Below are 23427 nucleotides of genomic sequence, written 5' to 3'. Positions count from 1 at the left end.
GGGAGGATTTATGAGTACAGAAATGAAACTCAATATTGCAGAGTTACCTGAAGAATTAAGAGCTGTCATCAGGCAAGGTCAGGCAGTTGTTATCAGAGATGGTGGTAAAGAAATAGTAGAGGTGAAGGCTTACCGTCGTTCTCGTGGAAAACATGTCCCGAATATAGTGACAAAACTTGCAAAGCTTAGGGTGAAGAGACCGATAGGTGGGCTTGCTAATCCTGAAAAGCAATTAAGGCCGATTGGTGTCTTAACTGGAAAGATTTCTGTGCCGACAGAGGAAGAGTTTGCCAGATATGATCGTGAAATTCTTTCTATGTTTGAAGGGAAAGAGTAATGCGTTATTTATTAGATACACATATTTTGCTCTGGTATCTGGCTGAACCCGCAAAGCTGAAAAAAGAAATCAATGAATTATTGAGAGATACTGATAATGAAGTCTATTTCAGTGCTGTCAGTATTCAGGAAATAGCGATAAAGAGGAGATTGGGCAGGAGTGATTATTCTTTTGAGCCAGCAATTATCACTGATGTGGCACAGAATGAGGTGGGTTTTTTGCCTTTGATGGTAACAATAGAGCATTCTCTTAGCTATTATGAATTACCGATAGTAAAGCACCGGGATCCTTTTGATCTTATGCTAGTGGCTCAAGCCAAATACGAAGGGATAATATTAGTAACAAATGATGAAGCGATATTAACCCAGTTTACTGACTTTTCTAAATATCTACTTAGTAATAGATAGCTGATATATCACTCCAACCCCAATTCCTTCAATTTCCGCGTGATTGTATTTCTGCCCCAGCCAAGTAAACGGGCTGCTTCCTGCTTATGTCCATTAGTATGCGTTAATGCGCAGTTAAGTAAGGTTCGCTCCAATAATGGTAAAGCGTCAGAAAGAAGATCCGTCTTGCCGGCTTGTAAGGCATTCTCTGCCCATGTCGCTAATTGTTGTGGCCACTCTTCTGATGATGAAAAACCGGAAACAAGAACATTATCTGTTTGCTCAACGGGCTGACTTTCAATTAAATCAGTTGGTAGATCCTGTACCAGAATTTCTTTACTGACAGCCATCACCGTTAGCCAGCGGCAGACATTTTCCAGCTGACGGACATTCCCGGACCATGATAGGTTCATCAGGGCTTTTTCAGTATCAGGATGCAGTTCTTTGGCCTCAATTCCCAGCTCTTTGGCGGTCTGTTGCAGGAAATGTTGAGCGATACGGGGAATATCTTCCACACGATCCCGTAATGGGGGGAGCTGCAATCGAATGACATTCAGGCGATGATAAAGGTCTTCTCTGAACTTACCTTCTTCGACCCGTTGTTCAAGATTCTGATGAGTGGCGGCAATAATACGGACATCAACTTTTACCGGTGCATAGCCACCAACCCGATAAAACTGCCCTTCTGCCAGAACCCGTAACAGGCGCGTCTGGATATCCAGTGGCATATCGCCGATTTCGTCCAGAAACAGTGAACCGCCATTGGCCTGTTCGAAGCGCCCTTGACGAACCTGATTAGCTCCGGTGAAAGCCCCTTTTTCATGGCCGAATAACTCTGATTCAATTAAATCTTTTGGGATCGCCGCCATATTCAGGGCAATAAAAGGCGCGGCGGCTCTTGGGCTATGGCGATGCAGGGCATGAGCTACCAGCTCTTTTCCTGTTCCCGATTCACCATTGATTAACACACTGATGGAAGAGCGGGAAAGGCGCCCGATAATCCGGTATACCTCCTGCATGGCAGGAGCTTCTCCGATTATTTCAGAAACCGATGAGGCTATTTTCGGACTGCGGGAAGTTTGTTGTTGTTCACGTGAATGGCTTAATGCCCGTTCAACCAGTGCGACCGTTTCATCAATATCAAACGGCTTTGGCAGATAATCGAATGCTCCGTGCTGATAGGCACTGACGGCTGCATCTAAATCAGAATGGGCGGTCATAATGATGACCGGAAGCTGGGGGTGATTCTGCCTGATTTGATTGAGCAAACTTAATCCATCAAGACCCGGCATACGGATGTCTGACAGCAGTACTTCAGGGCTGTTCTGTGATAATGCAGCCAATACGGAATCTGCATTTTCAAAACTGACACAATCCATACCCGCGCCGCTCAACGCCCGTTCAAGTACCCAGCGGATAGAACTGTCGTCATCAACGATCCAGATTTTTCCTCGTTGCATGATATCCCCTATTTCTTGATAGGCAGGTAAATGGAAAATTCCGTATGCCCCGGCCAGCTAGTAAATTCTATTTTTCCCGTGTGCTGATCAATGAGATTGCGGACAATAGATAACCCAAGCCCGGTTCCGCCTTCATGCCCACTCACCATTGGGTAAAATAGCATATCCTGAATATTCGGAGGAATGCCCGGCCCATTATCTTCAATATCAATCCGGGCTGCCAAACGGTAACGTTCACCGTGCAAGGTGATCTGGAAGGCTGTCCGGGTACGTAAAGTAATAGTGCCTTTTTGATTACCTAATGCCTGTAGCGCATTGCGGGTGATGTTTAATAAAACCTGCTCAATTTGATCAGGGTAATGAGACAGCTCCGGCAGGCTGGGGTCGTAATCTTTGACCAGAGTAATATTACTGGGCATTTCCAGTGATACCAACTGATAAACCCGCTCGACAACATGGTGGATGCTCTGGCTAATCTTAGCCCCCGGATGTTGAGGCCCCAATAACCGATCGACAAGGGTACGAAGTCTGTCAGCCTGTTCAATAATGACTTGTGTATATTCCCGCAAAGAGGGATCCGGCAATGTCTTTGCCAGTAATTGAGCGGCTCCCCGTAAACCCCCCAGCGGATTTTTAATTTCATGTGCCAGCCCCCGAACCAATTCCCGTGCAGCTATCTGTTGTGCCTGTTGTACCTGCTCTTGGCTTAAACGTCGCTGACTATCCATAGGAGCGAGTTCCAACAGAATAAACTGTTCGGAAATTGGCTGGGCACTGAGCGACATAACATGCGAGTGATTATTGATCACCAATATCACTTCGTTATCTGTAAAACCATGCCCGCGTATCAGGCTGGATCGCATAAATTCCGTATCCAGCGAGATATAGCTGAATAAAACCGGAAGCGGAGTGCCGAATAATTTACGTGTACTTTGTGCCAGAAGTTGCATAGCGGAATGATTGGCATAGTGGATAATCAAATCGTTATCCAGCACTAATACACTATTTATCAATGAATCAAGAATTTGTTCTGCTTTGGGAAAATCAGCCATTGCCATTCAACCTTTGCACTTTTTTGGTGCATTGTATCTTATTTAATCATAAATTGAGTACCCCTCTTTATATCTGAGATATCGGAGGGAAAGGTCAGAAGGAAAAGGACCCATTCGAAAATGGGCCAAAAGTTTCACGGCAACAAAACTAATCAAGAACGGCGGTGATGCTTTTAAGCATTACACGCTGTAATACAGTTCAAACTCCAGAGGGTGTGGTGTCATGCGGACGCGTTCAATTTCACCATTCAGTACACCGATATAAGCATCAATTGCATCATCAGTGAAAACACCACCGCGTGTCAGGAATTCACGGTCTGCATCCAGAGCCGCCAGTGCTTCTTCCAAAGAAGAGGCCACGGTTGGGATTTCTTGTGCTTCTTCGGCTGGCAGGTCATACAGGTTTTTATCCATTGAATCACCCGGATGTATTTTATTGATGATCCCATCAAGGCCTGCCATCAGCAGAGCTGAGAACGCCAGATAAGGGTTTGCAGCCGGATCAGGGAAACGGACTTCAATCCGACGGGCTTTACTGCTGGCAACAACCGGAATACGGATAGAAGCTGAGCGGTTACGGGCAGAATAGGCCAGCATCACTGGAGCTTCAAAACCGGGCACCAGACGTTTGTATGAGTTGGTTGTTGGATTGGTAAAGGCATTCAGAGCACGGGCATGTTTGATAATACCGCCGATATAATAAAGTGCCATTTCGGACAAACCACCGTATTTGTCGCCCGCGAACAGGTTAACACCGCCTTTGGACAGTGACATATGACAGTGCATGCCTGAGCCATTATCTCCAACTAGTGGTTTCGGCATAAATGTGGCGGTTTTACCGAAAGCATGGGCGACATTATGTACAACATATTTGTAAATCTGGGTTTCATCCGCTTTTTTGGTCATAGTATTAAAGCGGGTTGCGACTTCGTTCTGGCCTGCGGTTGCAACTTCATGGTGATGCGCTTCCACAACCAGCCCCATCTCTTCCATCGTCAGACACATTGCTGAGCGCAGATCCTGAGAAGAATCTACCGGGGGAACTGGGAAATAGCCGCCTTTGAGACCGGGACGGTGGCCTTTGTTACCACCTTCGTAGCGGGTTCCACTGTTCCATGCCGCTTCGGTATCATCAATATGGTAATAAGAGCCTGAGATAGAACTGCCGAAACGAACATCATCGAACAGAAAGAATTCTGGCTCTGGCCCGAACAGAACAGTGTCAGCAATATCACTGGAACGCAGGAAATCTTCTGCACGTTTTGCAATGGAGCGTGGATCACGACCATAACCCTGCATGGTGCCGGGTTCCAGAATATCGCAACGAATAATCAGAGTTGCATCATCAAAGAAAGGGTCAAGCATGGCTGTAGAAGGATCGGGCATTAACACCATGTCAGATTCATTGATACCTTTCCAGCCCTTGATAGATGAACCGTCAAACATTTTACCATCTTCGAAGAAGTCTTCATCAATCTGGTGGGCAGGAATAGTGATGTGCTGTTCTTTACCTTTAGTGTCAGTAAAACGTAAGTCAATAAACTTCACCTGATGTTCTTCAATCATGGATAAAACATGTTCAACGGACATACTAAGTTCTCCTGGTTTACGTCAGCCGGATGCGTTGTCAGAAACGCCGCCTTTATCTTAAGCAGCTGATGCTGTCTTTGTATACAGACAATTCGTGGCAATTTTCAATGCTAAACTCTAATGTGAAAACTAATGCGAAAAGCGTGCCAATTTTTAAAAAAGCTTTAATCCTGATGTATCCGTACATAAATGGGGAAAAATTATAGGGAATTGATAGAAAGGGCGAGGAGTTTTTGAGGGTTTTTGCACTTAATTGGTGCATTGGAATGACGATCTGCACTGTTATGGTGAATTGCTGGAGCCGCTATAAAATACAGGTTAATTACTATAATTGTGATTGTTATCACGGTTGTTATCATGATGGTTATTAATGTTATTTCAGGTTATGTCGTGTTTATATGCAAAAAAACAGATAAACTTCAAAAGTGATGCGTCTCACATTTATTTCACTCTGTGGTTATAACGTGTAAAATAGCACCATATTTGTGTTGAATGAGGGTAGCATCGCGCCCTGCATGCTGTACCCATTTAATATTTCTTCAAATAGCTAAAACGGTAAAAATACTTGTCAATTAATAATTTAAGAAACATTGCCATTATCGCTCACGTTGACCATGGCAAAACAACGCTGGTTGATAAACTCTTACAGCAATCCGGTACATTTGGTGAACGTGCTGCAACAGCTGAGCGTGTGATGGATTCCAATGATCTGGAAAAAGAACGTGGTATTACCATCCTTGCAAAAAATACTGCCATCAAATGGAATGACTACCGTATCAATATCGTGGATACCCCGGGCCACGCCGACTTCGGTGGCGAAGTAGAGCGTGTAATGTCAATGGTCGACAGTGTTTTACTGTTGGTGGATGCGATGGATGGCCCTATGCCACAGACTCGCTTCGTCACCCAGAAAGCCTTCGCTCATGGTTTGAAGCCAATTGTTGTTATCAACAAAGTTGACCGTCCGGGCGCACGTCCTGACTGGGTTGTCGATCAGGTATTTGACCTGTTCGTAAACCTGGGTGCAACTGATGAGCAGCTGGATTTCCCTATCGTTTATGCTTCTGCATTGATGGGCATCGCAGGCAACGAGCACACTGAAATGGCAGAAGATATGACTCCGCTGTATCAGGCAATCGTTGACCATGTTGAGCCACCTAAAGTTGATCTTGATGGCCCGTTCCAGATGCAGATTTCCCAGCTGGACTACAACAACTACGTGGGTGTTATCGGTATCGGCCGCATTAAGCGCGGAACCGTAAAACCAAACCAGAACATCACGCTTATCGATAGCGAAGGTAAAACTCGTAACGGTAAAGTTGGTAAAGTATTCAGCCACCTGGGTCTGGATCGTATCGAATCAGATAAGGTTGAAGCGGGTGACATCATCGCGATTACCGGTCTGGGCGATCTGAACATCTCTGACACGCTGTGTGAAGTTAATGCTGTTGAAGCTCTGCCAGCGCTGGCCGTTGATGAGCCTACCGTTAGCATGTACTTCTGTGTTAACACTTCACCTTTCTGTGGTCGTGAAGGTAAATACGTAACATCCCGTCAGATCCTTGATCGTCTGAGAAAAGAACTGGTTCATAACGTGGCTCTGCGCGTTGAAGAAACTGAAGATCCAGATGCTTTCCGTGTTTCCGGTCGTGGTGAATTGCACCTTTCCGTTCTGATTGAGAACATGCGTCGTGAAGGTTTCGAGCTGGGCGTTTCTCGTCCGAAAGTTATTTTCCGTGAAATTGACGGCCGTAAGCAGGAACCTTTTGAGCAGGTAACTCTGGATATCGAAGAGCAGCATCAGGGTGATGTGATGCAGGCACTGGGTGAACGTAAAGGCGAGATGCGTGATATGCTGCCAGATGGCAAAGGTCGCGTACGTCTGGATTATGTTATCCCAAGCCGTGGTCTGATCGGCTTCCGTACTGAGTTCATGACTATGACTTCCGGTACTGGTCTGCTGTACGCAACATTCAGCCACTATGATGACATCCGTCCGGGTGAAATTGGCCGTCGCCAGAATGGTGTACTGATCTCCAATGGGCAGGGTAAAGCCGTTGCTTATGCTCTGTATGGTTTGCAGGAGCGCGGTAAGCTGTTCCTTGGTCATGGTACAGAAGTTTATGAAGGCCAGATCATCGGTATTCACTCCCGCTCCAATGACCTGACAGTAAACTGTCTGACAGGTAAAAAGCTGACCAACGTTCGTGCTTCAGGTACTGATGAAGCGACAACACTGTCTCCGCATATCAAGAAAACACTGGAGCAGGCACTGGAGTTTATTGATGATGACGAACTGGTAGAAGTGACGCCAGAGTCAATTCGTCTGCGTAAACGCCATCTGACTGAGAATGATCGTCGCCGCGCAAGCCGCAGCAAAGACGCTTAATTCCTCCTGACAGCTTAGGGTGCTTCGGCACCCTGAGTTTCATGCTCCGCTTAATCTGCTCTCTTCTCTCAATAGCCTGCCAGTATTGCAACCTCACTCAGTTTCTTATTTTTCAACTAAGATTGACTCTTTATGTGGGTTGATTATCAGCGTAATTTGTCTATTTTTTGTCGCTTCACCTTTTTTATTGATGAAATTATGATAAAAATACAAAACGAGATACCTCAGTCAGGAGGGAGTATGCTGTATATTTTCGATATGGGTAACGTGATTATTGATATTGATTTTAGAAGGGTACTGGCTGTTTGGAGTAACCTGAGCGGGACACCACTTGCAGTTCTGGCTCCCAAATTTGCTCTGGGCGAAGCATTTGAAAAGCACGAGTGTGGCCAAATTACAGATGCAGAATTTGCCGAAATACTATGTGATGAAATGGAAGTTTCTCTTAGCTTTGAACAGTTTTCTGAAGGCTGGAATGCGATTTTTGTTGGTGTCAGGCAGGAAGTTATTGCGTTGATGAATAAACTGCGTGAGCAAGGGCATCGGGTTGTGGTGTTATCCAACACAAATAACCTACATTTTAAGTATTGGCCGCAACAATACCCTGAAGTCACTACATCAGCAGATCATTTATACCTGTCTCAGGATCTGGGGATACGTAAACCTAATCAGGACATCTTTAAATATTTACTGGAAAAAGAAGGTGTTGCTGCTGAGCAGGCGGTTTTTTTTGATGATGTTCTGGAAAATGTTGAAGCAGCCAAAAGATTAGGCTTCAATGCTATTCATGTAAGCGGTAGGGATACTATCCCAGATTATTTTAAGGCACATGACTTTTCACCTCTCACCGTAACATAATTTCTGATCTTCATGTATACCCAATGGATTTCGAGTTGCATCGCGGCGGCAAGGGAACTCATCCCCGGGAGCATAGATAACTATGTGACTGGGGTAAGCGAGCGTAGCCAACAAAGAGGCAACTTGAAAGACGAAGGGTATAATATTCAACAAGTTCTAAATAGGGTGGCATCTTGGCAAGCGAGGCTCCACCCTTACAGGTTAATCTACCGATACGGATCATACATAAGAAAAATGATTGCATTAATTCAACGCGTAACACAGGCAAAAGTGGTTGTTGATAGTCAGACTATAGGTGAAATTGAACAGGGGCTGCTCGTTTTTCTGGGGGTTGAAAAAGAAGATGACCAGCAAAAAGTACAGCGTCTGTGTGAAAAGGTAATGGGTTATCGCGTATTCAGTGATGAAAATGGGAAAATGAATCTCAACGTCCAGCAAGCCAATGGTAGCCTATTGGTTATCTCTCAATTCACTCTGGCTGCGGACACCCAAAAAGGTTTAAGACCAAGCTTTTCTGGAGGCGCTGAACCCAAAAAAGCAGATGAACTTTATCGCTATTTTGTTGAACAGTGCCGTGCAACTGGTGTAAAAACAGAAATGGGGCAATTTGCTGCGGACATGAAAGTAAGTCTGACAAATGACGGGCCAGTGACTTTCTGGTTACAAGTATGACTTTCTGATTAGAAATATAATGTTAAAAGCATGCATGCTCCCCGACTACACACGACAACACGCAAAGAAGGGGCTGTTTCTATGTATCACCTCAGAGTACCTCAAACCGAACAAGAGCTGGAAACTTATTACCAATTCCGTTGGGAGATGCTGCGTAAACCACTTCATCAGCCTGTCGGCTCAGAAAAAGATGCTTATGACTCAATGGCTCACCATCAAATGGTGGTTGATGAGAAAGGCAGGCCAGTCGCTGTCGGACGTTTATATATCAATGCGGACAGTGAAGGTGCTATCCGTTTTCTGGCTGTTGACCCGAATGAGCAGCAAAAAGGGCTGGGCACCTTGATTGCAATGGCGCTGGAATCTGTTGCCCGGCAGGAAGGTGTGAAACGGATAGTTTGCAGTGCGCGTGAGGATGCGGTTGATTTCTTTAATAAGCTGGGATTTCAAAACCGTGGGCTTATCAACGGCGCTAACTCATCTCCTATTAATCATTTTTTGATGATTAAACCCATTATGAGTCTTGATGATATTTTGCATCGTCCGGACTGGTGTGCTCAATTGCAGCAGGCATGGTACAAACATATCCCCCTGAGTGAAAAGATGGGGGTACGTATTACTCAATATACGGGGCAGCGCTTTATTACCACTATGCCGGAAGCAGGGAACCAAAACCCTCATCATACTATTTTTGCTGGCAGTCTATTTTCTCAATCGACATTAACCGCCTGGGGTCTGATTTGGCTGCTATTGCAGGAGCGTCAACTAGGGGGTGAAATCATCCTGGTGGATGCGAATATTCGTTACCAAAAACCTATTGTTGGTCGTCCTAGTGCTGTTGCCGACCTCAACAATATGAGCGGTGATTTAGCCCGTCTTGCCCGTGGTAATAAAGCACGTGTAAAACTGGAGGTTCATGTCAGCGGTGAACAGGGACTCGGAAGTGTGTTCACCGGCACTTATATTGTCTTACCCGCAGAGCGGGCAGCGGCAGCATAAACTATTACCACCTGAGTTGCTGAAATATGTGGCTCTTCTACAACCTAAAACATACTGAGTTTTTACAATACGACGGTTGCACAGGTTTTGCTTTGATCACCATTCGGTTGCCCAGCCTCACCAGATTGTTCTGTATTAGATTGCCCGGCTGGGCAGTTGTCAGTAGAAATCACGCCTTGCTTAATGGATTGTGACTCTTTATTGGATGCCTTATCTTCAGCTGTCAGTGTGCCATTGATCGTGCTTTTCAGATTATCGACAGAAAGGTTCCCAGTGATAGCCAGTGAGAAATTACCTTCACCATGCAGGTGAAGTGGTATCCAGCCCCATTGTGGCAAAATTCCCAAATTCACACTCATTCCTTTGACATTGAGCTGGAAGGGGTTTTGGGCAGCAAGCTGCTCAAGGAAGCCGTTAAACTGGAGTATACCGTCACCTGAAAAGGTATTCATTTTATCAATAATAACCTTGTCATTTGCGGCATGTAGTTGCAGGTAAGGACGCACTATTTCAACTTTATTGAATGTGCCACTCATGGCCTGCAATGAAGCTTTCCCATTCCATAATCCCCAGTGACCATCTTTCAGGATATCCAGAGTATCGACATATCCCGATAAGGTGGTGAGCTGAAATGGAAAATCAGGGTTGGTATCAATCAGGAGCGTATTGTTGATACTGACATTATTTAACTTCAGTGCTGAAATCCATTCAGGTGCCGGATTTTTAATATAGTTGCGCCACTCTGGAGGTAAGGCGTAAATCAAACCGGTTACAGAGCTATCATTGAGGGTTAACTGGTGATTTTGTCGATCCCACTGCGCTTTAATATTAAATAAGCCCTTCTGATAATGGGTAGTCAGATTAGCGATGGTAAAAATATCACCGGAAAAACTGAACTGGCCTAATATATCTTTGAACTGAGCTTCGTTGAAGGCCATGTTCATGGCATTAAAGTCAATCAGGCCATCTTCTGCCTGCCATTGCCCGTTGACCAACCCCAATCCTTTAATGCTGGTATTAAGATAATCAGCAGACCAGTCTTTTCCCTGTAATTTGGCGTTAGTGAGATTGAGATCTTTAATGTGGATAGCGGGCAGATGGCGGGTTTTTTCTGTCAGTGCAGCCAGAGTCATGGGTGATTGCCAGCGGATGTCATTGATCAGAATATTTTCTAAGTTCCAGCTGCCATCAGCTAATTGTTGCCCATTCCCAGAGATCAGACCCTGTAGGAACTTCGCACCAAAGGAATTTATAACCAGATTGTTATTCTGATAGCTACCCTGCATGACGACCTTATCAAATGACAGGCCATTTATGTTGATATTATTGGCACTGAACTGGTATTGCCCTGAGCCAAAAAGGGTATTCTTATCAGGAGACCAGGGAGTAATACCGCCGACAATATTTTTGCCCTGAATCTGTGAACTGGGGGTTGTTAGCTGAACATCCATTTTATTCAGTTGCAAAACATCGGCTTTCAAGGCTTGGGTAAACTCAGAGCCTGAAAGTATCAGTTTTCCATCTTGTAAGGTCAACTTACGCAGATTTGTTAATTTTGTCGGGGCCTGCCATTTAAAATCCAGATCTACAGTATTGGCATTGAGTGAGAAAGAGCCTTGCTTATCACTGAGACTCACATTATGGAGCATTAAGGTCATAGGCTGGAGCAAGCTGTGATTGATATTTTCAATATTGACCTGATAATGACCTTGTTTATTAATCCATCTGCTTATTTTCTTTGCTCCCCAGTGTGTCTGGGCAACAAAATAAACAGCAATAATTGCCAGAATCAGTAATAACAGCAGAACAGCAAAGCCTTTCCCTAACCACTTCATCATCTCACCCCAATATAATCTTCCTGAAAAAATCCTTTTATGCCGTAAAAAAGAGCATCACTCAATAGACAATGCTGAAAAACCTTTAATTCCCCCATCTAGGGCAGAATATTGCGAAAGGTTACGCAAAATATAAAAAAAATCCCGCGATTAGAGCGGGATAATATAACAACAAGGCGAAAACGAAGGTGAAAATCTTAGATTGAAACGCGATAGTTTATTTTTCCTGAGGAAAAATCAGATTAAGCAGGATTGCAGTCAGGCCACCAGCTGCAATACCGGAAGAAAACAGATTTCTTATCCACTCAGGTGCAAACTGTAAAATAAGGGGTTGTTGTGCAACGCCAAGTCCCATGGCCAGTGATAATGCAATGATCATAATGGCACGGCGATTTAACGGTTCCCGGGAAACAATTCTGACACCGGACGCTGCAATTGTGCCGAACATGACAATCGTCGCGCCACCTAATACCGGCTCTGGAATATGCTGGACAAAACCGGCGACTGCCGGAAATAGCCCCATCAGGATCAGCATAGAAGCAATAAGGTAGCCAACATAACGGCTGGCAACACCCGTTAATTGGATGACGCCGTTATTCTGACCAAAACAGGAATTCGGGAATGTATTAAATACAGCAGAAATCATCGAATTGATGCCATTTGCCAATACACCACCCTTAATGCGCTTTATATATAACGGGCCGCAGACTGGCTGCTCGGAAACATCTGAAGTGGCTGTAATATCCCCAATCGTTTCCAATGATGTCACCATAAAAATCAGGATTAATGGGATGAGTAAATGCCAGTCAATAGAAAGCCCGTAATACAGCGGGGCAGGCACAGTGATAATTGGTTTGTCTTCTGTTGTGGCGGAGTGGGGTAGCATGTCCATGCACCAGGCGGCCAGATAACCTACTGTCATGGCAATAACCAGAGAAGCTACCCGCAGATAGGGATTATGCTGACGATTCAGCAATACGATGATGGCAAGAACAATTCCGGCCAGAAAAAGATTTTCAGGGGCACCGAATGTACCTTGCTGAATAGCAGAATAGCCGCCACCGATAGAAGTCAGCCCGACCTGAATAAGTGATAGGCCAATAATCATGACAACAATGCCGGAAACCAAAGGGGTGATGAGCATTTTAGCCAGATGAAGTACACGGGAAAGTAATATCTCTGTCGTTGCTGCAAGCATCAACGTACCAAACAGAGCAGCCATCATGGTCGGCACATCAGCACCGCCATTTTTCAGGGACAAGCCACCCATGATGAGGGGAGTGACAAAATTAAAGCTGGTACCCTGAATAGAAAGTAAACCAGAGCCAACAGGTCCCCAGGAGCGGATTTGAATCAGTGATGCCAGACCGGAGGCAAACAGAGACATACTGATGATGCGTTGGGTATCTTCTGCCGGAAGTCCAAGCGCCTGACAGATCAACATAGCTGGCGTGATAACGGCAACGAACATTGCCAGCAGATGCTGAAAGGCGGCAAATACAGCATGCGGAAGATGGGGTTTATCTTCCAGACGGTAAATTAATTCGCTGTCTGATTTTTTGAGAGTTTCCAGTGCTGGATTTTCGCGTGTTGAGGTGGCCATGAGTGTCGTTTCGAGTGAAAAAAACACATTTTATTGATCTAGATTATAAAAGCAATCGTTTGCGTGAAATTTTGCCTATGGCTTATAACCTTATTTCGTCACACTTTTAAATGTTTTAACTTGTGTTTATTAGGAATTTTTTTTCTAATCCAATCCTTACCTGCTCTTGGCGTTTTTATAGGATGATTATAACGTCGCATTAAATTAACATAATTTTAACAATTAGATGGGGTACATAAATGTATCATCTGGATATTTATGGCACGCTCGTTGCGGCCACACTTGTTTTGCTACTGGGAAGAAAGCTCGTACAGTCAATTTCATTTCTTGAAAAGTATACAATTCCAGAGCCAGTCGCAGGTGGCTTACTGGTTGCTTTTGTTCTGCTGGCAGTTAAACAGTCTACGGGCTGGGAAGTCAGCTTTGACCTATCCCTCAAAGACCCCCTTATGTTGGCATTTTTCGCCACAGTTGGCCTGAATGCTAACCTCGCCAGCCTGAGAGCAGGCGGAAAACTTCTCTTAATCTTTGTTGTTGCCGTTGTAGGCTTGCTGTTGGTACAAAACACAGTCGGTATTGCGCTGGCAAAAATGCTCGGCCTTGACCCATTGATGGGGCTACTGGCAGGGTCTGTGACCCTTTCGGGAGGGCACGGCACGGGCGCTGCATGGGGTAAGGTATTTACTGAACGCTATGGTTTTGAGAATGCGACTGAAGTAGCAATGGCTTGTGCGACATTCGGCTTGATTCTCGGAGGCCTGATTGGTGGGCCTGTTGCTCGTTTACTGGTGAGAAATGACAAAACACCGGGTCTGGAGAGTGATGATGCTGAAGTTCCATCTGCATTTGAAAAACCTTATACCGGTCGCTTGATCACGCCATTGGTCATGCTGGAAACCATCGCATTAATCTCTATCTGCTTGTTAGTCGGTAACTACCTTGAGAAGGTGCTGGAAGATACTCTCTTTTTGCCAACGTTTGTCTGTGTTCTGTTTACCGGTGTGATACTGAGTAATGGCCTATCTCTGCTCGGCTTTTACCGGGTATTTGATCGGGCTGTATCAGTACTGGGTAACGTCAGCTTGTCACTCTTCCTGGCAATGGCATTGATGAGTCTCAAATTGTGGCAACTGGCTTCCCTTGCCCTGCCTATGCTGGTGATCCTCGCTGTACAGGCGGTAGTGATGGCATTGTACGCAATATTCGTGACTTACAGAGTCATGGGTAAAAATTATGATGCAGCAGTACTGTCTGCCGGTCACTGTGGCTTCGGATTGGGTGCAACACCTACAGCTATTGCAAATATGCAGGCAATTACTGACCGTTTCGGGCCATCCCATGTAGCATTCTTGCTTGTACCGATGGTAGGTGCGTTCTTTATTGATATCGTTAACGCTGCAATTATCAAAATTTACCTGATGTTACCTATATTCCCATCTGTCACAGGTTAATTTAACGTAAATTTTTGTTCTTGTTAGATATGCCGCTGGAAGATTTCAGCGGCATTTTTTTATTTTTGTGAAACCTTATTACTCAGGCGTGGCTATACTGAGAGCGATCGGAAAGCCAGCGCTCAATTAATGCCTTCGCGTTTTCCGGATAATGCTGGTGGATATAGTGGGCAATACGCTGAACTTCAGGGAGCATACTTTGATCCCGTAATAAATCGGCAATTTTGAATTCGACATTACCGGTTTGGCGTGTACCAAGAAGTTCACCCGGCCCTCGGATCTCTAAATCTTTTTGGGCAATGACGAAACCATCATTACTGTCCCGCAGAACCTGCAAACGGATTCTGGCAGTATTGGTCAGCGGTGTTTTATAAAGCAGAACACAATGCGAGGCTATTGCTCCACGCCCGACGCGACCACGAAGCTGGTGTAACTGAGCGAGTCCCAATCGTTCCGGATTATCGATAATCATCAGGCTGGCATTGGGAACATCAACACCAACCTCAATCACTGTTGTCGCAACCAATAGTTGTAGTTCACCACCTTTAAAAGCCTCCATGATAGTTTGTTTTTCAGCTGGCTTCATTCGCCCATGAACTAAACCGATTTTCAATTCAGGCAACGCCAGAGCAAGTTCTTCACTAGTAACCTGAGCCGCTTGTGCTTCCAGAACTTCAGAGTCTTCAATCAGAGTACACACCCAATAAGCCTGACGTCCTTCATCTAAGCAGGCATTTTTAACTCGCTGGATAATTTCATTCCGACGGGTATCGGGAATGGCGACAGTTGTTACCGGTGTCCTCCCGGGAGGAAGTTCATCAATAACGGATGTGTCCAAATCGGCATAAGCGGTCATTGCCAGTGTCCGTGGAATTGGTGTGGCAGTCATGATTAATTGATGAGGATGAAAGCCCTGTTCATGCCCTTTTTCCCACAGCGCCAGACGCTGATGAACACCGAAGCGATGCTGTTCATCAATAATTACTAATGCTAATCCGGCAAATTTAACCTGTTCCTGAAACATAGCATGCGTGCCGACGACCATACTTACCTGCCCGCTGGCAATAGCTTCCTGTTGTGCCTGCCGAGCTTTGCCCTTTTGTTTTCCAGCCAGCCATCCTACCTGAATACCGAGAGGTTCCAGCCACTGGCGAAAAGTGTTGGCATGTTGCTCAGCAAGTAGTTCAGTAGGTGCCATCAATGCAACCTGTTTACCATGAACGATGGCACGGACTGCCGCCAGTGCTGCAACCAGTGTTTTTCCGGAACCGACATCCCCCTGAATCAGCCTCATCATCGGAACTTCTTTTTCCAGATCATGCTCTATTTCCGCCACCACGCGATCTTGTGCACGAGTCGGTGAAAAAGGGAGCAGAGCCAGTAACCGCTGTTTTAATGAATTATCCGCAGTGAGCGGCTGGGCCTGAAAGCGTTGCGCACCTGCTCTGACCGCCAGCATACTTAAATGATGAGCCAGTAATTCTTCCAGAATCAGGCGACGTTGAGCCGGATGTCTGCCACTTTCCAAATCAGCTAAGGAAATATCAGGCGGTGGGCGGTGTAACGTATGCAGGGCATTTGAGAGGCTGATAATATTCCGGCTGAACTGCTCCGGTAATAGCTCATTAACGGCGCAGGTATCCAGCAGCTCCAAAGCCTGTTCGATTAATTTACGTAGCGTGGTTTGACGTACTCCCTCTGTTGTAGGGTAGACAGGGGTTAAGGTTTCCTGCAGATGGATACGTTCGGCGTGTTGCTGTATTTTGTATTCTGGGTGAATAATTTCAGCCCCCTGAGACCCCCGGCGTATTTCACCATAAGCGATGATATGTTTACCTTCTGCCAGACTGTTCTTCATGGCGGCAGTGAAATTGAAAAAGCGCAGGGTTAATACGCCAGTGCCGTCACTGATTTGGCAGGTCATCATACGTCGCCGCCCAAAAATGACATTGGTACGTAAAATTTCGCCTGTCACCGTCGCATAAATACTGGGCAACACTTCATTGATAGGGTATAGTCGGGTTTGATCCTCATAACGGAGAGGCAAATGCAGTAATAGATCCTGTAGATTGACCAATCCCAGTTTGGCGAGCTTACCTACCTGACTGGCTCCAACACCACGTAAAGTTGTTAACGGGATGGCATCAAGTAATCGGCCTTTCATATCTATTCTCCATTAATCCAGTTCTCCATCAATCCGGTTTTCCGTCAGTGTGATTTATTTCCCTGCTGATGGTGTTGTCGTTGCCTGCATTGCTGCCCACCAAGATTCACTTGCTATGATTTGCCCTTGCTTATCAATCAAAGGTTGTTCCAGCCCTTTACGGTGTGAAACTGCCGCTAAAACGGGATACCCCCCTTCAAACAGCAATTTTTGCTGATCTTCCTCAGATAGCGTGCTTTCTTCTCGCTGATACATACCGGCAAGCTGGCGTTGCCGCTGTGCTTCATACAGGATCAGCGCAGAAGCAACGGAGACATTCAGCGACTGAACCATGCCTACCATCGGAATGACAATATCATGATCTGCCAGAGCAATAGCCTGTTTGGAAATGCCTTTCTTTTCCTGCCCCATAATGATACAGGTAGGTTTAGTGTAATCAATCTGACGGAAATCGACGGCTTTATCAGAAAGATTGGTCGCTAATACCTGCATTCCGGCAGTTTTAAACTGGTTGATAGCCTGCTCAACAGATGAATGAGTTTTTACCTGAACCCAGCTATTACTGCCAGCGGCGGAAGAGAGTTGAGTTCGTAATTGTTGAGTAGGCCAGACGGCGTGGATTTGGTGAATGCCAACTGCATCCGCAGTACGAATCACTGCAGATACATTATGTGGTTTGTGTACTTCTTCTAAACAAATCGTCAGGTCAGGTTGACGCATTGCCATCATCTGACAAATACGTGCATAACGTTTAGGATTCATAACCTCTAATTTCGGTTACGGCTGACTCGTAGTACATCCGGCATGACACGTATCTTGCGCATGATATTTGCCAGCTGGATACGATCTTTGGCAGTCAACCTAATGAAAGCACAATAAACACGGCCATCTTTTTCTTCGGTATTCATGCTTTGGATATTGGAGTTCGCATCATTAATGGCGGCTGTCAGATTTGCCAGTGCACCCTGATGATTAAACATGTCAACTTTAATCTCAGCAATAAAATCGCTGTTGACATCTTTATCCCACTCAACAGGCATGAATTTTTCCGGTTCTTTCTGGTAGCCACGAATATTACGGCAGGATTCGTGATGGATAACCAAACCTTTGCCCGGGCTGATATGAGAAATAATCGGGTCACCGGGGATAGGACGGCAACATTTGGCAAAGGTAATCAGGATACCATCAGCGCCTTTGATGGGCAGTTTACGGCTATTATTACTATTATTGTTGTTACTATTATTGTTGCCATTGTTATTATTGCCACTATTACTGTCTGGCATTTTTTCCTTTTCGCCCAACAGATTATGAGCAACAACGACACTCATTGCGTTACCTAAGCCGATTTCTGCCAGCAGATCATCCAGTGAAGTCAGTTTCATTCTTGCCAGTTCTCTGGCAATGTTTTCTTCTGGGATATCGGCAACTTTCAGGCCGTTGCCGAGTGCATGATTAAGCAGACGCCGACCCAAACTGACTGAATCATCCCGTTTTAGGTTTTTCAATAGCTGACGGATCTTAGCGCGTGCTTTAGAGCTGACGACAAAGTTCAGCCATGCGGCATTAGGGCGGGCACTTGGTGCGGTAATAATTTCGACGGTTTGCCCACTGCTGAGGGTTTGAGACAGTGGATAAGGCTGACGATCAACACGAGCCCCGACACAGGCGTGACCAATATCGGTGTGAACGGCATAGGCAAAATCGACAGGTGTTGCCCCTGCCGGCAATTCGACAATACGCCCTTCAGGCGTAAAAACGTAGATCTCATCAGGGAATAGATCAGATTTGACGCTTTCAATAAATTCGAAAGAGCTACCGGCACTTTGCTGAAGCTCCAGCAGGCTTTGCATCCAGCGCTGAGCACGAACCTGAGCAGTCGTACCTGATTCACCCTGCTCTTTATAAGCCCAGTGTGCAGCAACCCCCATTTCAGCCATTTGATCCATATCTTCAGTACGGATTTGTACTTCAACCGGAACTCCGTGTGGGCCGATCAGAGAAGTATGCAGGGACTGATAGCCGTTAGCTTTGGGAATGGCAATATAATCTTTTACCTTACCGGGACGGGGTTTATACAGGCTGTGCATTTGCCCCAGAACACGGTAACAGGTATCAAGGTTATCGACGATGACACGGAACGCATAAATATCCATGATGGAATGAAAACGCTGTTCTTTCAGGTGCATCTTACGATAGATAGAGTAGAGGTGTTTTTCCCGCCCATTGACGGTACATTTGATGCCGGCATCCGTTAATCTGCCCTCAATTTCTGACAGAATTTTCTGGATCATCTCCTTACGGTTGCCGCGAGCAGCTTTAACTACCTCTTTAATCACCCGGTAACGGTTCGGATACAGAGCTTCAAAACCCAGCTCTTCCAGTTCTGTTTTCAGGTGATGGATACCCAATCGATGGGCTAACGGACTGTAAATTTCCAGCGTTTCCCTGGCGATGCGCCGCCGTTTATCAGGGCGTAAGGAACCAAGGGTTCGCATGTTATGTGTACGGTCTGCCAGTTTGATCAGAATGACACGGATATCCTGTACCATTGCCATGACCATTTTGCGAAAGTTTTCTGCCTGAGCTTCTTTTTTATCACGGAAGTTCAGTTTGTCCAGCTTAGAGACACCTTCAACTAATCCGGCGACAGCCGTCCCGAATAGTTGCTCGATATCCTGAAATGTCGTTGGTGTATCTTCTATGACATCATGCAGAAGTGCCGCCATCAGTGTTTCATGATCAAGGCGCATTTCAGCCAGAATACAGGCAACGGCAACCGGATGAGTAATATATGGCTCACCGCTGGAGCGGGTCTGCCCTTCATGGGCATCCCTAGCTACGATATAAGCCTGCTTCAACAGACCAATCTGATCTTCAGGCAAATATTTAAGAACAAGCTGATTCAGGCTTTCAAACAGGTACAAGGCAGACCTACCGTAAAATTAACGACGACCGTCGGCGATAGCAGAAACAGCGTTGATTTCTGCAGCTTCCTGCTCTTGTTGTTCCTGACGTTCACGAACATCAAGAATTTTATTATTGATAAGACCCTGCTCGATTTCACGCAGAGCGATAACCGTCATCTTATCGTTTTCTTCCGGAACCAGAGGATCTTTTCCGCCTGACTGCAATTGGCGTGCTCGGCGAGCAGCGACCAACACCAGGTCAAAACGGTTACCAATTTTTTCTACTGCGTCTTGAACAGTTACGCGTGCCATATGTGTGCTACTCCACAGATAAATAAGTGACCGGACATGATACTGAAACTTAGTTCAGTCTGCCAATAATTTGCTGATTAACGCATCATGCCGTTGAGCCTGCCTTTCTAAACGCAGGCGTTCTGAACGAATAACCGATTGTAAATCGGCCAGAGCAGTATTGAAATCATCATTGATGATGACGTAATCATACTCGCCATGATGCTCCATTTCAGCGACAGCTTGAGACATGCGTTTAGCAATGACCTCTTCGCTGTCCTGACCGCGCCCGCGCAGGCGGCGGAGTAATTCTTCCCTTGAAGGCGGAAGAATAAAAATACTACGGGCCGCAGGCATTTTCTGACGGATTTGTTGCGCACCCTGCCAGTCAATATCAAGAAAGACGTCAACCCCACTGGCGAGAGTATCTTCGATTATTTTACGGGAAGTGCCGTAATAGTTACCGAAAACACAGGCATGTTCCAAAAATTCATCATGGTTAATCATATTCTGGAATTCATCGGTTGTGACGAAAAAATAATGTTCACCATGATTTTCGCCTGGGCGTGCCGGGCGGGTTGTATGTGAAACAGAAACCTGAGTGTCATACAAAGGCTGGGTGTTTAATAAAGCCTGAATAAGGCTTGATTTGCCTGCTCCACTCGGTGCAGAAACAATATATAACGTTCCTTGGCTCATGCTGATTTCTTGACTGGTTGGGTATTAATAAATGCAAGCGTAGGGATATAAAATCCCACATAGTATACACGGATACGTTAATCCATGCAGCGTTACAATACATGCCTACGAGTGATTCAACAAAATTTTTTATTAACAAACGAAGATTAAAGCGATATTTTGCAAAACAATTCCAGATAAAATAATAGGTTGCAGAAACAAGCTAATAATTTTTCGAGACTCATCGCAAACACTCTTTTTCCTCATTGGTATAGCCAAATTTCTTTATTATTCTTTGCCTGCATTTAAGGAACGTGTGGAGCAAGGATGCTTAATTTTCTCATTATAATATTGATGTTGTTATGTGGATTGCCGATAGCACTCGCAGCAGATTGTCCCGTCTGGCCAAAGGAAAAACTTCAGCTTGAAATCGAACACCTGACACCACAGGTAGCGCGATGGGAGCAGTTGTATCGCCAGCAGGGGATTAGTGAAATAGATGATGAAATTTACGATCAGCTATTGGAAACCCTGACACACTGGCAGCACTGCCTGAATCTGACACAGAATAATAACGTTGTCATAGCTATTCCGGATAATGGAAAACAGACTCATCCTGTCCAGCATACAGGGTTGCGTAAACTAAAAAGTCTGGAGGAAGTGCGGAAATGGATACAAGGGCGCTCGAAAGTCTGGTTACAGCCTAAAATTGATGGTGTTGCGGTAACACTGGTTTATCAGAAGGGGCTGTTGACAGGGTTAATCAGCCGTGGGAATGGAACAGAAGGCACAGACTGGCTGGATAAAAGCAAATTTATATCCAGTATTCCCCAACAGATAAAAAATGCACCGGAACATATGGTGTTACAAGGCGAGCTTTTTTGGCGACAGAATAATCATCGCCAGTCGGTTGCTGGTAGTCAGGGCGCGCGCAGCAAGGTTGCGGGTTTGATGATGCGTAAGGCCCATTCAGCAGAACTCAGTCAAATAGGGATATTTGTATGGAGCTGGCCGGATGGGCCGGATGAAATGACTGCTAAGCTTGAACAACTGGCTTCCATGGGCTTTCCGGCTACGCAACAATTTAGCCACCCTATTTCTAATGCAGAAGAGGCAGAAAAAAAATGGAAAATGTATTTTACCCATCCTCTCCCTTTTGCTACTGATGGTGTTGTATTAAGGCAAGAGACTGAGCCCGCTGGCAGGCAATGGCGTTCAGGTTCAAACAGCTGGGCTGTTGCATGGAAGTATCCTCTACAGCAACAGGTCACCACAGTAAGCGATATTCAATTCAGGATAGGCCGCACAGGGAAAATTTCCGTATTGCTGGAACTGGAAAAGATTCAATTAGATGATAGGCAGATTAGCCGCGTTCATATTGGCTCGGTGACGCGTTGGAAGCATTGGGATGTTTATCCGGGAGATAAAGTAACAATAGCACTGGCAGGGCATGGCATACCAAAACTTGATAAGGTGGTTTGGCGTATAGCTGAACGCAAACATCTTAATCCTCCTGATGCAGAACAATTTCATTCACTCAGTTGTTTTGTATTGAATAATGATGAATGCCAACAGCAGTTTATCGCACGTCTTACATGGATGGGCGAAAAGTTGAAAATGAGGGGAGTGAGTCAAGGTACATGGATGACTTTAGTTACGAGTGACAAGATCAAGAACCTGACAGATTGGTTAGCATTGGATGTCAGCCAACTGGCCGAAATACCAAATATCGGAACTAAGCGTGCTGAATCAATTTTCAGTCAATTCCAGCAATCAAAGCGGCAGCCAGCTTCATTATGGCGCGAAGCGATAGGAATGCCTTATGCCAATAAATTTACAAATAAAATAGCTTTGTTCGGAAAGATGCAGTTACCCGAAGTAGAAACACAAAAATATAGTGCTTTATCAGTTAAACAAAGAGAAAAAATTGAGAGATTTTTTCAGCACCCTGATGTTAAAAAATTAGTGGAAGTACTAACTTTACAAGGTATTGATCTATAGATATATCTTTTACATTCATTGGAGATCAGGAAAATAAAACTGTGGAGTCGAATGAGAGCGTAGGAGCAAAAGTTTGCTTCAAACGCTCAGATTCATATCAGTGATCAGCACCATCGTAATTAAAGATGGGTAATCCAAGACGATAGCGAATAGCTATTAGGCGGGCTGCGAGGCCAGCAATAAGGGTTATGATAATGACGCTGTTGGGGTGTAGTGGAGTATGCAATAAGGCGATATATAACCAAGCAGCAGCAAAGGAGACCCCAGCATAAATTTCTTTCTGAAACACCAGCGGGATAGTATTACAAAACATATCGCGCAGTACGCCACCAAAAACCCCGGTAATAACAGCAGCAATGGCGGCAATTATGGGGCTGTAGTCCATATCCAGTGCGATTTGTGCACCAATAATTGAAAAAACAATCAGGCCGATTGCATCCAGAATAAGAAACAAACGACGCAGGTGTTTCATCATTGGAGCAATCCAAATAGTGAAAACAGCAGCACAGGCAACAGTCACGATATATTCCGGGTTTTGGACCCAGCCAAGTGGGTAATGGCCCAGAATTATGTCACGAACGGAGCCACCACCGATGGCTGTTACAGAAGCGATAATAATCACGCCGAAGACATCCATTTTCCGGCGACCTGCGGCTAAAGCACCCGTCATGGCTTCAGCCGTGATACCAATGATATAAAGGACACTGAGTAGCATAAATTTAGTCAGATGAAAGATAATGAAGAAGTAAGAGTAA

19 protein-coding genes are annotated in these 23427 nt (G+C 45.3%); 8 read left to right on the top strand and 11 right to left on the bottom strand.

The window, feature by feature from the left end:
- Positions 1–10 precede the first annotated feature (10 nt).
- Both Xsto_RS13475 and Xsto_RS13470 read left to right on the top strand, forming a co-directional pair.
- Entirely contained in the window at positions 11–337 is a 327-nt protein-coding gene (locus Xsto_RS13475; RefSeq protein ID WP_099109510.1) for a hypothetical protein, read from the top strand.
- Positions 337–744, top strand: a complete 408-nt coding sequence (locus Xsto_RS13470; protein ID WP_099109509.1) for a type II toxin-antitoxin system VapC family toxin — start codon at positions 337–339, stop codon at positions 742–744. The genes Xsto_RS13475 and Xsto_RS13470 overlap by 1 nt, the downstream gene beginning before the upstream one ends.
- A gap of 8 nt (positions 745–752) precedes the next feature.
- On the opposite strand, the gene glnG is transcribed toward Xsto_RS13470, so the two are convergent.
- From glnG to glnA, 3 genes are all read right to left on the bottom strand, one after another.
- Positions 753–2183, bottom strand: a complete 1431-nt coding sequence (gene glnG, locus Xsto_RS13465) for a nitrogen regulation protein NR(I) (RefSeq protein ID WP_099125374.1) — start codon at positions 2181–2183, stop codon at positions 753–755.
- 8 nt (positions 2184–2191) lie between these two features.
- Positions 2192–3241 carry a nitrogen regulation protein NR(II) gene (gene glnL / locus Xsto_RS13460; RefSeq protein ID WP_193756902.1) on the bottom strand — a complete coding sequence of 350 codons (1050 nt, stop codon included), beginning with the start codon at positions 3239–3241 and terminating at the stop codon, positions 2192–2194.
- Between the two features lie 174 nt (positions 3242–3415).
- Positions 3416–4825 (bottom strand): glutamate--ammonia ligase, encoded by a 1410-nt coding sequence (gene glnA, locus Xsto_RS13455; protein ID WP_099109506.1) that lies wholly within the window; start codon positions 4823–4825, stop codon positions 3416–3418.
- Positions 4826–5390: 565 nt separating this feature from the next.
- On the opposite strand from glnA, the gene typA reads away from it, so the two are divergent.
- From typA to fabY, 4 genes are all read left to right on the top strand, one after another.
- On the top strand, positions 5391–7214 hold the full coding sequence (gene typA / locus Xsto_RS13450; protein WP_099109505.1) for a ribosome-dependent GTPase TypA: 1824 nt from the start codon (positions 5391–5393) through the stop codon (positions 7212–7214).
- A gap of 240 nt (positions 7215–7454) precedes the next feature.
- Positions 7455–8072, top strand: a complete 618-nt coding sequence (gene yihX, locus Xsto_RS13445) for a glucose-1-phosphatase (RefSeq protein WP_099109504.1) — start codon at positions 7455–7457, stop codon at positions 8070–8072.
- 234 nt (positions 8073–8306) lie between these two features.
- Positions 8307–8744: a D-aminoacyl-tRNA deacylase gene (dtd, locus tag Xsto_RS13440; RefSeq protein ID WP_099109503.1), complete on the top strand. Its 438-nt coding sequence runs from the start codon at positions 8307–8309 to the stop codon at positions 8742–8744.
- An 81-nt stretch (positions 8745–8825) separates the two neighbouring features.
- Positions 8826–9743, top strand: coding sequence for a fatty acid biosynthesis protein FabY (gene fabY, locus Xsto_RS13435; protein ID WP_099109502.1), 918 nt, complete (start codon positions 8826–8828; stop codon positions 9741–9743).
- 62 nt (positions 9744–9805) lie between these two features.
- Here the strand turns inward: fabY and Xsto_RS13430 are convergent, their stop codons facing one another.
- On the bottom strand, positions 9806–11581 hold the full coding sequence (locus tag Xsto_RS13430; RefSeq protein WP_211284320.1) for an AsmA family protein: 1776 nt from the start codon (positions 11579–11581) through the stop codon (positions 9806–9808).
- A 214-nt stretch (positions 11582–11795) separates the two neighbouring features.
- Positions 11796–13181: a uracil-xanthine permease family protein gene (locus Xsto_RS13425; RefSeq protein ID WP_099109501.1), complete on the bottom strand. Its 1386-nt coding sequence runs from the start codon at positions 13179–13181 to the stop codon at positions 11796–11798.
- Between the two features lie 239 nt (positions 13182–13420).
- On the opposite strand from Xsto_RS13425, the gene gltS reads away from it, so the two are divergent.
- The gene (gene gltS, locus Xsto_RS13420; protein ID WP_099109500.1) at positions 13421–14632 is read left to right on the top strand and encodes a sodium/glutamate symporter; all 1212 of its coding nucleotides are present in this window, start codon (positions 13421–13423) and stop codon (positions 14630–14632) included.
- An 82-nt stretch (positions 14633–14714) separates the two neighbouring features.
- Here gltS and recG read toward each other — a convergent pair whose 3' ends face one another.
- From recG to gmk, 5 genes are read right to left on the bottom strand one after another with little or no spacing between them, the layout of a single operon-like run.
- Complete coding sequence (gene recG / locus Xsto_RS13415) at positions 14715–16796, bottom strand: ATP-dependent DNA helicase RecG (RefSeq protein ID WP_099125373.1); 2082 nt, start codon at positions 16794–16796, stop codon at positions 14715–14717.
- A 54-nt stretch (positions 16797–16850) separates the two neighbouring features.
- Positions 16851–17558, bottom strand: a complete 708-nt coding sequence (gene trmH, locus Xsto_RS13410) for a tRNA (guanosine(18)-2'-O)-methyltransferase TrmH (RefSeq protein WP_099125372.1) — start codon at positions 17556–17558, stop codon at positions 16851–16853.
- Positions 17559–17563: 5 nt separating this feature from the next.
- Positions 17564–19720 (bottom strand): bifunctional GTP diphosphokinase/guanosine-3',5'-bis pyrophosphate 3'-pyrophosphohydrolase, encoded by a 2157-nt coding sequence (gene spoT / locus Xsto_RS13405; protein ID WP_099125371.1) that lies wholly within the window; start codon positions 19718–19720, stop codon positions 17564–17566.
- Between the two features lie 18 nt (positions 19721–19738).
- Positions 19739–20014, bottom strand: coding sequence for a DNA-directed RNA polymerase subunit omega (gene rpoZ, locus Xsto_RS13400; RefSeq protein WP_086954696.1), 276 nt, complete (start codon positions 20012–20014; stop codon positions 19739–19741).
- A 54-nt stretch (positions 20015–20068) separates the two neighbouring features.
- On the bottom strand, positions 20069–20692 hold the full coding sequence (gene gmk, locus Xsto_RS13395) for a guanylate kinase (protein ID WP_099125370.1): 624 nt from the start codon (positions 20690–20692) through the stop codon (positions 20069–20071).
- 306 nt (positions 20693–20998) lie between these two features.
- On the opposite strand from gmk, the gene ligB reads away from it, so the two are divergent.
- Positions 20999–22672 (top strand): NAD-dependent DNA ligase LigB, encoded by a 1674-nt coding sequence (gene ligB, locus Xsto_RS13390; RefSeq protein ID WP_099125369.1) that lies wholly within the window; start codon positions 20999–21001, stop codon positions 22670–22672.
- Positions 22673–22769: 97 nt separating this feature from the next.
- On the opposite strand, the gene Xsto_RS13385 is transcribed toward ligB, so the two are convergent.
- Positions 22770–23387: a trimeric intracellular cation channel family protein gene (locus Xsto_RS13385; protein ID WP_099109494.1), complete on the bottom strand. Its 618-nt coding sequence runs from the start codon at positions 23385–23387 to the stop codon at positions 22770–22772.
- Positions 23388–23427: the final 40 nt, after the last annotated feature.

Origin of the sequence: Xenorhabdus stockiae (assembly GCF_002632825.1) — a bacterium.
Classification (GTDB): domain Bacteria; phylum Pseudomonadota; class Gammaproteobacteria; order Enterobacterales; family Enterobacteriaceae; genus Xenorhabdus; species Xenorhabdus stockiae.
Note: the sequence above shows the minus strand (reverse complement) of the source record. Positions and strands in the feature narration are given on the sequence as shown.

What these genes read in the sequence shown, in the direction of transcription:
- Xsto_RS13475 (WP_099109510.1), top strand. Translation starts at nt 11, where the DNA reads ATGAGTACAGAAATGAAACTCAATATTGCAGAGTTACCTGAAGAATTA.
- Xsto_RS13470 (WP_099109509.1), top strand. Translation starts at nt 337, where the DNA reads ATGCGTTATTTATTAGATACACATATTTTGCTCTGGTATCTGGCTGAA.
- glnG (WP_099125374.1), bottom strand. Translation starts at nt 2,183, where the DNA reads ATGCAACGAGGAAAAATCTGGATCGTTGATGACGACAGTTCTATCCGC.
- glnL (WP_193756902.1), bottom strand. Translation starts at nt 3,241, where the DNA reads ATGGCAATGGCTGATTTTCCCAAAGCAGAACAAATTCTTGATTCATTG.
- glnA (WP_099109506.1), bottom strand. Translation starts at nt 4,825, where the DNA reads ATGTCCGTTGAACATGTTTTATCCATGATTGAAGAACATCAGGTGAAG.
- yihX (WP_099109504.1), top strand. Translation starts at nt 7,455, where the DNA reads ATGCTGTATATTTTCGATATGGGTAACGTGATTATTGATATTGATTTT.
- dtd (WP_099109503.1), top strand. Translation starts at nt 8,307, where the DNA reads ATGATTGCATTAATTCAACGCGTAACACAGGCAAAAGTGGTTGTTGAT.
- fabY (WP_099109502.1), top strand. Translation starts at nt 8,826, where the DNA reads ATGTATCACCTCAGAGTACCTCAAACCGAACAAGAGCTGGAAACTTAT.
- Xsto_RS13430 (WP_211284320.1), bottom strand. Translation starts at nt 11,581, where the DNA reads ATGATGAAGTGGTTAGGGAAAGGCTTTGCTGTTCTGCTGTTATTACTG.
- Xsto_RS13425 (WP_099109501.1), bottom strand. Translation starts at nt 13,181, where the DNA reads ATGGCCACCTCAACACGCGAAAATCCAGCACTGGAAACTCTCAAAAAA.
- gltS (WP_099109500.1), top strand. Translation starts at nt 13,421, where the DNA reads ATGTATCATCTGGATATTTATGGCACGCTCGTTGCGGCCACACTTGTT.
- recG (WP_099125373.1), bottom strand. Translation starts at nt 16,796, where the DNA reads ATGAAAGGCCGATTACTTGATGCCATCCCGTTAACAACTTTACGTGGT.
- trmH (WP_099125372.1), bottom strand. Translation starts at nt 17,558, where the DNA reads ATGAATCCTAAACGTTATGCACGTATTTGTCAGATGATGGCAATGCGT.
- rpoZ (WP_086954696.1), bottom strand. Translation starts at nt 20,014, where the DNA reads ATGGCACGCGTAACTGTTCAAGACGCAGTAGAAAAAATTGGTAACCGT.
- gmk (WP_099125370.1), bottom strand. Translation starts at nt 20,692, where the DNA reads ATGAGCCAAGGAACGTTATATATTGTTTCTGCACCGAGTGGAGCAGGC.
- ligB (WP_099125369.1), top strand. Translation starts at nt 20,999, where the DNA reads ATGCTTAATTTTCTCATTATAATATTGATGTTGTTATGTGGATTGCCG.
- Xsto_RS13385 (WP_099109494.1), bottom strand. Translation starts at nt 23,387, where the DNA reads ATGCTACTCAGTGTCCTTTATATCATTGGTATCACGGCTGAAGCCATG.